Source organism: Curtobacterium sp. Curtsp57, assembly GCF_047324335.1.
GTDB lineage: Bacteria > Actinomycetota > Actinomycetes > Actinomycetales > Microbacteriaceae > Curtobacterium.
Window position 1 is genome coordinate 3107955 of sequence record NZ_CP168511.1, and the last position, 12156, is coordinate 3120110.

14 protein-coding genes and 1 tRNA gene are annotated in these 12156 nt (G+C 70.7%); 7 read left to right on the top strand and 8 right to left on the bottom strand.

Annotated elements, in window-relative coordinates; all coding sequences use genetic code 11:
* Nucleotides 1-291 precede the first annotated feature (291 nt).
* Nucleotides 292-876: a CDP-alcohol phosphatidyltransferase family protein gene (locus ACEN9V_RS15015; protein WP_413600967.1), complete on the top strand. Its 585-nt coding sequence runs from the start codon at nucleotides 292-294 to the stop codon at nucleotides 874-876.
* A gap of 100 nt (nucleotides 877-976) precedes the next feature.
* Here ACEN9V_RS15015 and mscL read toward each other — a convergent pair whose 3' ends face one another.
* The 3 genes from mscL to ACEN9V_RS15030 form a co-directional block, all read right to left on the bottom strand.
* Nucleotides 977-1471, bottom strand: a complete 495-nt coding sequence (gene mscL, locus ACEN9V_RS15020) for a large conductance mechanosensitive channel protein MscL (RefSeq protein ID WP_413600968.1) — start codon at nucleotides 1469-1471, stop codon at nucleotides 977-979.
* 72 nt (nucleotides 1472-1543) lie between these two features.
* The gene (locus ACEN9V_RS15025) at nucleotides 1544-1837 is read right to left on the bottom strand and encodes an FmdB family zinc ribbon protein (RefSeq protein ID WP_413600969.1); all 294 of its coding nucleotides are present in this window, start codon (nucleotides 1835-1837) and stop codon (nucleotides 1544-1546) included.
* Between the two features lies 1 nt (nucleotide 1838).
* Nucleotides 1839-2423: a 5-formyltetrahydrofolate cyclo-ligase gene (locus ACEN9V_RS15030; RefSeq protein WP_413600970.1), complete on the bottom strand. Its 585-nt coding sequence runs from the start codon at nucleotides 2421-2423 to the stop codon at nucleotides 1839-1841.
* A 113-nt stretch (nucleotides 2424-2536) separates the two neighbouring features.
* On the opposite strand from ACEN9V_RS15030, the gene galU reads away from it, so the two are divergent.
* From galU to ACEN9V_RS15050, 4 genes are all read left to right on the top strand, one after another.
* Complete coding sequence (gene galU, locus ACEN9V_RS15035) at nucleotides 2537-3427, top strand: UTP--glucose-1-phosphate uridylyltransferase GalU (protein WP_281265768.1); 891 nt, start codon at nucleotides 2537-2539, stop codon at nucleotides 3425-3427.
* A 91-nt stretch (nucleotides 3428-3518) separates the two neighbouring features.
* Nucleotides 3519-4178, top strand: coding sequence for a GNAT family N-acetyltransferase (locus ACEN9V_RS15040; protein WP_413600971.1), 660 nt, complete (start codon nucleotides 3519-3521; stop codon nucleotides 4176-4178).
* Nucleotides 4179-4303: 125 nt separating this feature from the next.
* Nucleotides 4304-5395, top strand: a complete 1092-nt coding sequence (locus ACEN9V_RS15045; protein ID WP_413600972.1) for a hypothetical protein — start codon at nucleotides 4304-4306, stop codon at nucleotides 5393-5395.
* 73 nt (nucleotides 5396-5468) lie between these two features.
* Nucleotides 5469-5544, top strand: a tRNA-Ala gene (locus ACEN9V_RS15050).
* Nucleotides 5545-5617: 73 nt separating this feature from the next.
* Here the strand turns inward: ACEN9V_RS15050 and ACEN9V_RS15055 are convergent.
* Both ACEN9V_RS15055 and ACEN9V_RS15060 read right to left on the bottom strand, forming a co-directional pair.
* Nucleotides 5618-6136, bottom strand: coding sequence for a hypothetical protein (locus ACEN9V_RS15055; protein WP_413600973.1), 519 nt, complete (start codon nucleotides 6134-6136; stop codon nucleotides 5618-5620).
* A 147-nt stretch (nucleotides 6137-6283) separates the two neighbouring features.
* Nucleotides 6284-6667, bottom strand: coding sequence for a hypothetical protein (locus ACEN9V_RS15060; RefSeq protein WP_413600974.1), 384 nt, complete (start codon nucleotides 6665-6667; stop codon nucleotides 6284-6286).
* Between the two features lie 118 nt (nucleotides 6668-6785).
* Here ACEN9V_RS15060 and ACEN9V_RS15065 point away from each other — a divergent pair, with 118 nt between their 5' ends.
* The gene (locus tag ACEN9V_RS15065) at nucleotides 6786-7196 is read left to right on the top strand and encodes a VOC family protein (RefSeq protein WP_413600975.1); all 411 of its coding nucleotides are present in this window, start codon (nucleotides 6786-6788) and stop codon (nucleotides 7194-7196) included.
* 43 nt (nucleotides 7197-7239) lie between these two features.
* Nucleotides 7240-8268: an amidase domain-containing protein gene (locus ACEN9V_RS15070; RefSeq protein ID WP_413600976.1), complete on the top strand. Its 1029-nt coding sequence runs from the start codon at nucleotides 7240-7242 to the stop codon at nucleotides 8266-8268.
* Nucleotides 8269-8446: 178 nt separating this feature from the next.
* Here the strand turns inward: ACEN9V_RS15070 and ACEN9V_RS15075 are convergent, their stop codons facing one another.
* From ACEN9V_RS15075 to ACEN9V_RS15085, 3 genes are all read right to left on the bottom strand, one after another.
* Nucleotides 8447-9667 (bottom strand): hypothetical protein, encoded by a 1221-nt coding sequence (locus ACEN9V_RS15075; RefSeq protein WP_413600977.1) that lies wholly within the window; start codon nucleotides 9665-9667, stop codon nucleotides 8447-8449.
* Between the two features lie 66 nt (nucleotides 9668-9733).
* Nucleotides 9734-11593, bottom strand: coding sequence for a glycoside hydrolase family 2 protein (locus ACEN9V_RS15080; RefSeq protein ID WP_413600978.1), 1860 nt, complete (start codon nucleotides 11591-11593; stop codon nucleotides 9734-9736).
* Between the two features lie 73 nt (nucleotides 11594-11666).
* Nucleotides 11667-12122 (bottom strand): MaoC/PaaZ C-terminal domain-containing protein, encoded by a 456-nt coding sequence (locus ACEN9V_RS15085; RefSeq protein WP_413600979.1) that lies wholly within the window; start codon nucleotides 12120-12122, stop codon nucleotides 11667-11669.
* Nucleotides 12123-12156 lie beyond the last annotated feature (34 nt).

Genomic DNA, 12156 nt, shown 5'->3' on the forward strand with positions numbered 1-12156 from the left:
CGACCGCACCCGAGCCTCCCGTCGGTCCGAACCCGGCCCCGGAGCGGGCTGGGCCCACGCCGCCGGTTCCGGACCGACGCGCCAGCGGCGGGCCGGCCGTGCCGGTGGGGGGAGGCTCGGTGCGGCGCAGCAGGCGCGTCACCACCCAGCCGGTGCCGGGCTCCGACCCGTCCCCGGCCCCGGAGCCGCCCCGGCACGACCGCGGCGAGAACGACGCCCGGCTGCTCGGCGACCGCCCTCCCCACTGGGGGTAGGTACGCTGGAGGCCCCGGCCCCCGACGAGAGCAGCTGATGACCGACCCCGCAGTGCGCGAGCGCCCCGACTGGCAGACCTGGCCGAACCTCATCACGCTGGTCCGGTTCCTGCTCATCCCGGTGTTCGTGATCCTGGTCGTGCAGGGGCACCCCGGCTGGGCGCTGGTCTCGCTCGTCGTCCTCGGCGTCTCGGACTGGGCGGACGGCTTCATCGCGCGGAAGTTCGACCAGGGCTCCAAGCTCGGCACCGCGCTCGACCCCGTGGCCGACCGGCTCGCGATCATCGCCGTCGTGCTCTCCCTGGTGCTCGTCGGGCTGCTGCCGTGGATCGTCGTCGTGATCATCGTCGTGGTCGATGCACTGCTCGCGGTGCTGTCGAGCGTGTGGTTCAAGGGGGACCCCGACCTCAAGGTGTCGTGGACCGGGAAGATCCGCTCCGCCCTGCTCTTCGTCGGGCTGCCCGTGCTGCTGTTCTCGGAGACGTCCTGGGCGTCGGAGCACTCCTGGATCCGGATCACGGCGCTCGTGTTCGTGTGGCTCGGCACCGCGGGGCACGTCCTCGCGGGTGCGCAGTACTTCGCCGCGATGGTGCAGAAGCGCCGCCGCGTTTCCGCCGCGTAGCGCCAGAACGTCCACCCCCACGTCGCGCCCCCGTACGAACATCGCGCCCCGTCGTGACGGGGCGCGATGTTCGTGAGCGGGTGCGATCGGGAACGGCTCGCTAGAGCTTCGTCGTGCTCGGCAGCCCCGGGCCCTCGGGGGCGTCGTTCGGTGCGACGTGCGCGCCACCGTCGAGCGAGCGGCCCTGCTGGGAGCGCAGGAGGTCGCGGATCTCGACGAGGACCTCGACGTCGGTCGGCGGGACGTCCTGCGGCGTCTGCTCCTCGTCCTTCTTGAGCTTGGCGAACGTCCGCTTGATCAGGTGGTTCACCGGCAGGATCAGCGCGAAGTAGACCACAGCGGCGATGATGATGAAGTTGATCGCCGCGCCGATGACCGCGCCGAACTTCAGGGAGGCGTCCCCTCCGGAGACGGTCGGGATGTGCACGATCAGCGTCTTGTCGAGCATCGACGCGTTGAACACGGCGCCGATGAGCGGGTTGATCACGTTCGTGACGATCGAGGTCACGATCGCGGTGAACGCGGCACCGATGACCACAGCGACGGCCAGGTCGATCACGTTTCCGCGGAGCAGGAACTCCTTGAAGCCCTTCACGGGTCTCCTTCCGGGTCGAGGACGGCCGCCGGGCGGCGACCAGTCAAACCTAGCGAGGAGGCGCGACGGGCGTCAGGACGCGGCGGGCTTCGAGGGTGCAGCGGATGCAGCGGGTGCAGCGGCCGGCGCGGGCTTCGCGGACTCGGACTTCGCGGGCGTGCTGCTGGACGAGCCCTCGGACTTCGGTGCCGGGCGGGAGTCGGTCCGGTAGAAGCCGCCGCCGTTGAACGTCACGCCGACCGGCGAGAACACCTTCCGCAGGACACCGCCGCACGTGGGGCACTCGGTGAGCGTGGCGTCGGAGAACGACTGCTTGATGTCGAACGCGGTGTCGCACTCGGTGCAGCGGTACGAGTAGGTGGGCACGTCAGCTCCGGAACGTGATGATGCGCGACGGCGTGATGATGCCGTCCACGGGTTCGTCGTGGGGTTCGCGCGGGACCTCGTCGAGGTACTCCGCGTCGAAGATCACAGCATAGACGGGCGGACGCTTCGCCATGGACCCGAGGGTCTTGTCGTAGTACCCGCGACCCCAGCCCATCCGGACGCCGTCGTGTCCGACCGCGGCGGCCGGGGTGAGGATCGCGTCGACGTCGTTGATCGCGAGCGGGGACAGCACCTCGCCGACGACCTCGGGCATGCCGGAGATCCCCTCGGTCTCGCTCGACCCGTCGCCGACCGCCCAGTCGAGCAACCCGTCCTCGCGGGTGATGGGCAGCAGTACGCGGATGTCGCGCTCGAACGCCCAGTTCAGGAACGGTCGGACGTTCGGCTCGTCCGAGGCCGAGAGGTAGAGGGCGATCGACTCGACCTGACGCTCCTCGGCGAACCGTTGCAGGGTCTCGGTGAGCGCCGCCGTGTCCTCGTCGCGTTCGGTCGTGGTCCTGGTGCGTCGGCGCTGGCGGAGCTCGGCCCGCAGCGCACGCTTCTCGTTGCCGAGATCGGGGATCATGCGAGGGAGTCTAACGAGCGCGTCGATGCGGCTTTCCGACTGATCGTGTCCTCATCCCGTGTCCTCTCTTCGTTTACGTCCCCGTAATGGGGGCATCCGATACGGTCATTGGCATGGGCTTCCAGATTTCCAAGGCGGTGATCCCAGCGGCAGGGCTGGGCACCCGCTTCCTCCCCGCGACCAAGGCGATGCCGAAGGAGATGCTCCCCGTCGTCGACAAGCCAGCCATCCAGTACGTGGTGGAAGAGGCCGTCGGCGCAGGACTCACCGACGTGCTGATGATCACCGGGCGCAACAAGAACGCACTCGAGAACCACTTCGACCACGTGTCGGAGCTCGAGGAGACCCTCAAGAAGAAGGGTGACCACGAGAAGCTGCAGAAGGTGAACCAGTCCACGGACCTCGCCGACATGCACTACGTCCGACAGGGCGACCCGCTCGGCCTCGGCCACGCGGTGCTCCGCGCCAAGATGCACGTCGGCCGCGAGCCGTTCGCCGTGCTCCTCGGTGACGACATCATCGACGCCCGCGACCCGCTGCTCCAGCGCATGATCGAGGTCCAGGGCGAGAAGAACGCGACCGTCGTGGCCCTCCTCGAGGTCCCCGAGTCGCAGACCCACCTCTACGGCATCGCCACCGTCGAGGAGACCGACACCGACGACGTCGTGAAGATCACCGGCCTCGTCGAGAAGCCGGCGCAGGGCGAGGCGCCCTCCAACCTGGCCATCATCGGCCGCTACGTCATCCGCCCCGAGGTCTTCGACGTCCTCGAGAAGCAGGAGCCGGGCAAGGGCGGCGAGATCCAGCTGACGGACGCGCTCATGAAGATGGCGAGCGCGGAGGAGTGGACCGGCGGCGTGTACGGCGTCGTGTTCCGTGGACGCCGGTACGACACCGGTGACAAACTCGACTACATCAAGGCGATCGTGCAGCTCGCCTCGGACCGTGATGACCTCGGCCCCGACCTCAAGTCGTGGCTGAAGGAGTTCAACGCGGGCGAATGAGTCGACCCATCCCGCACGGGTCCGGTACCGCCGGACCCGTGCGGGACACCCCGCTCCGGAGCCTCTCCGGGGCACCGGAGGAACCTGAGCGATGACGACGATCCCGACCCTGTCCCACGGGCGGGTCACCATCCGCCCCCTCCGGCTCCGTGACACCCGCGACCTCGACGCAGCGCTCGCGACGAACCGCTCCTGGCTCCGCACCTGGGAGGCGACGAACCCGTCCGGCCACGTGTCCACCGACGTCCGCGGCTCGATCCGCGCGCTCCAGGCCAACGCCCGCGCTGGACTCGGACTGCCGTTCGCGATGGAGCTCGACGGTCGCTTCGTCGGCCAGCTCAACGTCTCCGGCGTGACGTACGGATCACTCGCCAGCGCCTCCATCGGCTACTGGGTCGTCGAGAACGCCGCCGGCCACAACGTCACACCGATCGCCGTGGCACTCGCCGCCGACCACTGCTTCCGCACCGTCGGCATCCACCGCATCGAGATCTGCATCCGGCCCGAGAACGCGCCGTCGCTCCGGGTCGTCGAGAAGCTCGGGTTCCGGTACGAGGGACTCCGCCGGCGGTACATCCACATCAACGGGGACTGGCGCGACCACTTCTGCTTCGCGCTCGTCGCGGAAGAGGTGCGCGAGGGCATCCTCGAGCGCTGGGTCCGCGGACAGGTGCCACCGGGGGTCGGCAGCGTGCCCCTCGCCGCGCGCGACGAGGCCGCCATGCCGATCATCACCAGCCCGCGCGCCTGAACCGACCAGCGCCGCGAACCGGCCCGCGCGCCTGAACCGGCCCGGGACCCCGAATCTCCCACGACACGCGCAACACACGCCACGCAATCACGAGTGCGAAGTATCCACGCCCCTAGCCTCTCCCCATGGGAATCGGGTCATGGGGCGGCGGCATCGTCCTGCTGGTCGCCGCGGTGCTGTGGCTCGTCTACCTCATGCCCTCGTGGGCAGCCCGTCGCCAGTACCTCGCCACCGAGCGGAACGCGATCCGGCTGCAGCAGACCCTCCGGATCCTCGCGCAGACGGCCGAGCTCCCAGATGAGGTCCGCATCGAGATGAACGCGAAGTCCCTCGCCGAGGCGCAGAAGGTCGCGAAGTCCGAGGAGGCGAAGCGTTCGGCGATCGTCCGCGCGCACGAAGCCGCACGGCAGCGTGAGATCACCCGACGACTCGCGGAGCAGGCTCCGGCGCTCGAGCGGGCCTCGGCGGTCCCCGCGCTGACCGCGATGCGCATGCGTCGTTCGCGGCTCGGCGCGACCGGCCTCGGCGTGCTCGGCCTCGTCGTCGCGCTCGTGGTGCTCGTCGCCGCTCCCGGCGCCTGGCTCGTCGCCGTCGCCGGCATCGTCGCCGCGGGCGGGTCCGCAGCCGTCCTCGCCCAGCTGCACCAGGTGGCCCAGGCGCGGAAGGCGCGGGCCGCAGCGGCTCCTGCCAGCGCGACCCGTGCCTCCCGTCCGACGACGGCCTGGACCGACCCTGCGCCACCGCTCACGAGCCAACAGCCGACCGAGGCCCCGGCGACGGAGCGGACCTGGACGCCCGGCCGTGTGCCCAAGCCGCTCTACGTGGAGCGGCCGGCCGCTCCCGTGGCGTCCCCGGAGTCGTCGGCGGAGCTCGCCGCGCGGCTCAAGGAGCGCGTCGCCGAAGCCAAGGCCGAAGCGGACGCCGAGGCCGCGGCGATCCGGGCCGGGGACGCCGATCCGTCGCTCGCGACGGTGTCGCGGATGCGCCCGGACGTCGAGGAAGCGGTCGCCTCGTTGTCGGCGCACGACCAGGGTCGGCTCGCCGAGCGGCTCGGGCTGCGGGCCGCGTCGACGGCGCCGGAGCCGGAGGGGTCAGCGCCGGCCCCGCAGGCCGCGCCGGAACAGCCCAGCAAGTGGGCCGGTATGGGGGTCATCGGTGACGACGCCTACCAGCAGGCCGACCTCGACGCGATCATGCGTCGCCGCCGCGCGGTCTGAGATCGCGGCACGCCCGGCCGGCTCCGGTCGATTTCGGTGCGGGCCTGGCGGGTGCTAGTGTGGTTGAGCACTTGGGGCTATGGCGCAGTTGGTAGCGCGTCTCGTTCGCAATGAGAAGGTCAGGGGTTCGAATCCCCTTAGCTCCACCAAGGCACGACAGCAAGACACCGCACGACAGCAGGCCCGGACCACACGGTCCGGGCCTGCTGTCGTTTCGGCGGGTCAGCCGCCGTACTGTGCGGTCGACACGACCGAGGACCCGGACTCCTGGCACGCGGTGTTGAGCGAGCGCATCGCGAGGTCCCACTCCGGGGAGTCGTCGAGTGCGGGTCCGGACGCCGGGGCCGGGTGGTCCCTGAGGTAGCGCTGCGTGTACGCGATGGCGTTCGACAGGCGCCTGTCCGTGCTCGAGAGGTGCTCGTAGCCGAACCGTGCGGCTGCGAGCAGGGCCTCGAGCTCGGCTTGGGTCAGGTCGCCCTGCTGGAGCCCGACCCGTGCGTTGAGCGTCACCGTCGAGAGTGCGCTCAGCTGGCCGCAGACGGCCGGGGCGCTCTGGTCCTCGTCCATGACGACGGGGTCCGGGTCGGCGGCGGCGGTCGGCGTCGCGGGCGTGGACGTGGGCGACGGCGTCCGGTCGGCAGCGGCGGTGTCGGCGGACGAGCACCCGGCGAGGGCGAGCGCTGCGCTCGCCAGCAGCGCTGCACCGAGGACGGACGGGCGGACGGATCGGAGGTTCCCCATGTGCCGATCCTGACGGATCGCCGGCGGGCGGCGGCACGTGGTTGCGGAATCGAGATCGGCTCGATACTGGATCGTGACGGACGGGAGGCCCGTGGCGACACCGCCACGAGCCTCCCGTCCGTCACCCGGTCACGTCGGGGACGTGACTCAGCTCGGGATGCTGGCCGTCAGCGCGCCCGTGGCGGCGAGCCGTCCGTGGATCGCGTTCGCCGCCTGCTCGAACGCCCGGTTGCCGCGCGAGACACCGATCGCGCCGCCCTTGAGTGCCGACTTGCCCGAGCCGCGCAGCAGGCGCGCGACGGTCTGCCCGTCCTGCGTCACCATGATCTGCACCGCGAGCGTCGTGTGGAACGTGCGGTCGTTCGCGAGTCCGCCGATCAGCAGCGTCAGCCCGAGCTTGCCGCGGCTGGCGCGGAGCGACCCCTGCTCACCGTCCTCGACGGTGTAGCCCTCGGACGCCAACGCCTCGCGCACCGTGGCGCGGACCTGGTCGGGGGAGGTGGACGCGAAGAAGTCGTGGCTCTCGGGCATGGCATCAGTCTGGCGTGGATGGTGCCGGGGCGGAACCATCGTTGCGGGGCCTTGTGGCCGGTGCCACGATGACCGTGCGCGCCGCGACGCCCGCCGCGGGCGGACGAAGGAGTCCATCGTGACCTCGCGACTGAACCCGTACCTCGGCTTCCGCGACACCGCCAGGGCCGCGATGGAGTTCTACCACTCGGTGTTCGGCGGTGAGCTGACGCTCAGCACGTTCGGGGAGATGCACGCCTCCGAGGACCCGGCCGAGGCGGACAAGATCATGCACGGCCAGCTCGAGACGCCGAACGGGTACCTGATCATGGGCGCCGACACCCCGAACAGCATGGAGTACACGGCGGGCAGCAGCATCTCGGTGTCCCTGTCCGGCGACGACGCCGAGGACATGCGCCGTTTCTTCACCGGGCTCTCCGAGGGCGGCACCGTGATCGAACCCTTGACGAAGGCGCCGTGGGGTGACGAGTTCGGGATGCTCACCGACCGGTTCGGGGTGAGCTGGCTGGTGAACATCACCGGTCGCTGAACTCCGCCGGTTCCCGGACGGGATCACGTAGCCTGGTCCCGTCATGGCTTCCTCGTTCACGCGCCGCTCGCTCCTGTCCCTCGCCGGTGTCGCCGGAGTCGGGTTCGCCGTCGCCGCGTGCTCGAAGTCGTCCGACGGCGGGTCACGGCCCTCGTCGTCCCCGTCGGCGTCCGGCGCTCCGGCCGCCACCCCCGCCGCGACCGCTCTCGAGCCTGCGCAGGTCCCCCTCGCCGGTGGTGTGACGGTGACCGTGACCGGCACCGGTCTCGCTGCGGTCCGCGGTGTCACCGTGGGCGGCATCGTCGCCCGCGACGTGCGGGCCACCGCGACGAAGGTGACCTTCACGGCGCCGCACCAGGCGATGTACACGGCCGGATCCGCGGACGTCGCGCTGTTCGACTCGGAGCTGACGCCCGTCGCGTCGGCGAACCAGAGCTCCGACGGCAACGGCAGTGCCGCGAACGACGGCCAGTCCGGGGCCACGCAGGACTCGTCGACCGCGACGCCCACGCCGACCGCGTCGCCGGCGCCGGATGTCTCGAAGGCGCTCGCCACCACGTCGCTCGCCTACGCCGCGCTGACCGCGGTGGACCGGCAGCTCGAGTACGCGATGCGGTACTGGAAGGACTACAACCTCGCCGAGTACGGCACGATGAACCCGATCGGTGGCGACTGCGCGAACTACGTCAGTCAGACGCTGATCGCCCGTGGCTGGGAGCAGCGCGACGACTGGTACAGCCGCTCCGGAGGCGCTGCGCACTCCGCGACGTGGACGTACTGCCCGGCGATGGACCCGTGGATGTCGACGAACGCGGCGACGTTCGGGCTCACGCGCCGGACCCTCGACGAGCGCGACAAGGTCAAGGTCGGGGACATCGTGTTCTTCGACTGGAACCACAACGACTCCCCGGACCACACGACGATCGTGTCCGAGGTCTTCACGGAGCCGGACGGCACGATCCGCATCAAGTCGGCGAGCCACAACCAGGACGGCCCGTACCGCGACCTCGACGAGATGATCACGGTGCAGCACCCCGGTGGCACGGCCTGGTTCCACACGTTCGACGCCTGACGCCCCCGCGGGCGGGCCGGGCGGTCGGTCCGGTGCCCGGTCGGTCCGGTGGCCCGCGGCCCCGTGGCCCGCGGATGGGCGGTCTGCACAACCGAAGTCATTGCGCGCCACGAGATGCCGTGGTGCCGCGTGCTTTCGGTTGTGCGAATACGATCCGCACCACGGCCCGCCGCCGGCCCTACGGGTACCCGAGGAACCAGAGCAGCACGATCGCGACCGGCTGCAGGCACACGCCGACGACCAGCCACGTCAGCGCCCGCCGCCGCGTCCGGACGAACACGTCCGACCCGAGCAGCGGCGCCATCGGCATGAGCAACCGCGGCAGGCTCTGCTGGGGGAGGAACACCGCGACGAGGTAGAGCGCGTACGAGGCCGTGAACCCGAGCACCTCCGGCCCGAGCGCGCGCACGTCGCGTCGCCGGAAGAACCAGACCATTCCCACGAGGACGAGCACGACGAGCACGATGCCGATCGGCCCGAGCCACCGCCCCGCCATCACGAACCACGGGGTCAGCGGCGCGAAGTGCTGGCGTCCCACGAACCCGACCCACCACGACAACTCGGTGTCGAGGTACGCGCTCGGCCGACCGGTGACCGCGCTCGCGATCACCGGCCACGCCAGTCCCGCGACCGCGACGACGAGCCCCGCGACGACGATCGCGATCCGGTCCCGCCACGGGAACGGTTCACGCCGACGGACGAACCCCACCCAGCGGACGACGAGGTGCACGGCGAGCGCGACGGCGAGGGCCAGGACGCCGGGCTTCGTGAACGCGGCGACCGTCCCGAGCACCGCGACCAGCCAGTAGCGCCGGTGCACGAGGGCGAGCAGCCCGCCGAAGAGCAGCACCAGGAACGTGGTCTCGGCGTACGCCACCTGCAACAGGAACCCGGTGGGTGCGAACGCGAACAGTGCCGTCGCCCACCGCGCCCGGTGCGCGCCCCCGACGGCGAGGACGAGACGGTGGAGCAGCACGCACGCCCCGGCGCCGGCGACCGTCGCGACGAGCATGCCCACGACCCAGAACGACCCACCGGTCACGGACATGACGACACGCACCAGTGCGGGGAACACCGGCAGGAACGCCCACGGATTGGGGAGTACGTGCCCGTCGCCGTCCGTCGGCAGCGTCGACGGGTACCCGTGCTCCGCGATGGTCCGGTAGAACGACGCGTCCCACGATCCGGAGAACGTGAAGAACGACGGGTCCTTGCGGTACGAGGCGAAGTCCCACCCGCTCGCCGTCGCGACGACGTACATCGTCGCGAGCAGCAGCGTGCTCAGGATCCGAGACCCCGCCCAGATCACGAGCGGCGCGGTCCACGCGCTGCGCGGCCCGGACAGCAGGGAGCGCAGCACCGGCCGGGAGGCCCGGCTCGCTTCCGCCACGTTGGTCACGGAGGCGATCCTCCCAGACCCGACACCGCGGCCGGGACCGCAGACCGGTGACTGTGGAGAACTCGGCTAGCGCCCCGTCACCGCTCGCCGGATCTGCTCGATCGGCACCTTCGGGGTGCGGTCGGCGTTCAGGAGCCCGTTCGTCTCCTGCATCGTGTCGGTCAGCTGTGTGTAGCAGGAGCCGGCGAGGAACGAGCTCGCGCGGATCGCGTCGTACAGCGCGGTGATGCGGACGATCCAGTCGTCACCGTCCGAGGCCGAGGTGTAGCCCCACCCGTCCTCGCGCTGCGCACCCGGCTGGTAGTTCACGCCGCCGAACTCGGTCAGCATCACCGGCTGACCGTGGTCCTCGGCGCCGCCGACGAGCACCCGGCGGTCCGCAGGACCCATCCCGTGGAACAGCTCCGTGCGTGCGGTGTCGTCCGCGTACCGACGCGCGAGGCTCTCGCCGTTCCCGTCGTAGTCGTGGATGGTGATGATGTCGGAGTTGGTGTGCTCCCAGCCGTCGTTCGAGATGACCGGACGTGTCGGGTCGAGTGCCCGTGTGACGTCGGCGAGCGACCTGGCGTAGGCCTGCTGCGCCGGGTCGGTGGTGATGTGCTGGACGCCCCAGCTCTCGTTGGCCGGCACCCAGGTCACGATCGACGGGTGCGACGCATCGCGTTCGACGGCGTCCATCCACTCCCGCATCAGTCGCTGCACGGCGCGCGGCGAGAACGCGTACGCGCCGGGTGCCTCGCCCCACACGAGCAGACCGAGGCGGTCAGCCCAGAACAGGAACCGCGGGTCCTCGATCTTCTGGTGGTTGCGCGCGGCGTTGAAGCCGAGTTCCTTGATCAGCTCGACCTCGCGCCGGAGGGCCGCCCGCGACGGGGCGGCGATGTGCGAGTCCGGCCAGTAGCCCTGGTTCAGGACGCTGCGGACGTCGTAGCTCCGGCCGTTGAGCACGAACACGCCGCCGTCGACACCGACCGTCCGCAGGCCGAAGTAGCTCGCCACCGTGTCCACCGTGGTGCCGGCGCGATCGAGCAGCGTCACCCTGGCGTCGACCAGCCGGGGTGTCTCCGGCGTCCAGTGCAGCTCGTCCTCGGCCTGCCCGTTCGACTGTCGCGCGATCGGTACGACCACGTCGAACTCGTCTGCGGTGTCAGCGAGCGTCGCCTCGATCGTCGCGAGGTGCTCGTCCCGCTCGTCCCACCACGCCTCGACGCGGACACGGTCGCCTCCGGTCCGGACGCCGGCGATGCGGACGGTCAGACGGACGGTCTCGTGGTCGACGTTGGTCCAGCGCAGGGACTCGATCGACGCGGTCGGCACGGCTTCGAGCCAGACGGTCTGCCAGATCCCGGTGGTCCGGCGGTACCAGATGGCGTGCGGGTCCTCGTGCCAGTCCTGCTTGCCGCGGGGCTGGGTGAGGTCGTGCGGGTCGTCCTCGGCACGGACGACCAGGGTGTGCGTGGCGTCGGCGTTCCCGGTGAGGACCTCCGTCACGTCGAAGCCGAACGGCGTGTGGCCGCCCTCGTGGGACCCGATGAACGCGCCGTCGATCCAGACCGAGGCGCGGTAGTCGACGGCACCGAAGTGCAGCAGGAGACGCGGGCTGCTCGTGCCGTACCCGGCGGACTCGAGGTCGGACCGGGTGATCGTTCGGGAGTACCAGACCACCGGGTGGAAGCCCGGCTCGTCGATGCCGGACGCGACGGACTCCGGCGGGAACGGGACGACGATGTCCCTGGCGTCCGGGAAACCGGCACGCCACGCGGTGTCGTCGCCGTCGTTCCGGAACGACCACGTCCCGTCGAGGTCGGCCCACTGTTCGCGGAGCATCTGCGGGCGGGGGTACGTACCGTCCTGCCGTGTGGCGAGCGGGAGGACGGGCGCTGGAGTGCTGTTGGGTGCGGCGACGGTGCCGTCGAGCGTGCTCATGCGTCCATGGTGGACCAGTCCTACATCGTTGTAAACCGCCGCGCACCGATTGCCGGGACCATTCGGGGACGGCTCAGCCGATCGCTGCGTCCCGCGTCAGCACCATGACGTCCATCCGACCCTGCTGCACGACCTCGCCGTGCTGGTTCCGCAGGGTGACCGTGCGATCGACGATCCCCGTCTTGCCGGAGCTGGTGAGCCGGGTGGCGAGGATCTCGACCTCGCAGGTGACGGTGTCCCCGATGAACACCGGGGCCGTGAACCGCCACTGGTCGATGCCGAGCAGCGCGACGGCCGAGCCCTCGAAGACACCGGTGCGGGCGATCAGGCCGAGGCAGAGCGACGCGCCGAGCATGCCGTGCACCACACGCTGGCCGTACCGCGTCCGAGCGGCGAACTCGACGTCGGTGTGCACCTGGTTGTTGTCGTTCGTCCACGAGGCGAACGACATGACGTCCGTCTCGGTGATCGTGCGACCAGGCGTGGTGAAGGTCTGTCCGGCGGCGAGGTCCTCGAGGTAGTGCGGCACCCGCTCATCTTCGCAGAGCCCGTGCCCGCGGCCG

Bases quoted from the DNA above. Each gene is read 5' to 3' on its own strand.
- ACEN9V_RS15015 (WP_413600967.1), top strand. From the start codon at position 292: ATGACCGACCCCGCAGTGCGCGAGCGCCCCGACTGGCAGACCTGGCCG.
- ACEN9V_RS15030 (WP_413600970.1), bottom strand. From the start codon at position 2,423: ATGATCCCCGATCTCGGCAACGAGAAGCGTGCGCTGCGGGCCGAGCTC.
- galU (WP_281265768.1), top strand. From the start codon at position 2,537: ATGGGCTTCCAGATTTCCAAGGCGGTGATCCCAGCGGCAGGGCTGGGC.
- ACEN9V_RS15040 (WP_413600971.1), top strand. From the start codon at position 3,519: ATGACGACGATCCCGACCCTGTCCCACGGGCGGGTCACCATCCGCCCC.
- ACEN9V_RS15045 (WP_413600972.1), top strand. From the start codon at position 4,304: ATGGGAATCGGGTCATGGGGCGGCGGCATCGTCCTGCTGGTCGCCGCG.
- ACEN9V_RS15055 (WP_413600973.1), bottom strand. From the start codon at position 6,136: ATGGGGAACCTCCGATCCGTCCGCCCGTCCGTCCTCGGTGCAGCGCTG.
- ACEN9V_RS15060 (WP_413600974.1), bottom strand. From the start codon at position 6,667: ATGCCCGAGAGCCACGACTTCTTCGCGTCCACCTCCCCCGACCAGGTC.
- ACEN9V_RS15070 (WP_413600976.1), top strand. From the start codon at position 7,240: ATGGCTTCCTCGTTCACGCGCCGCTCGCTCCTGTCCCTCGCCGGTGTC.
- ACEN9V_RS15080 (WP_413600978.1), bottom strand. From the start codon at position 11,593: ATGAGCACGCTCGACGGCACCGTCGCCGCACCCAACAGCACTCCAGCG.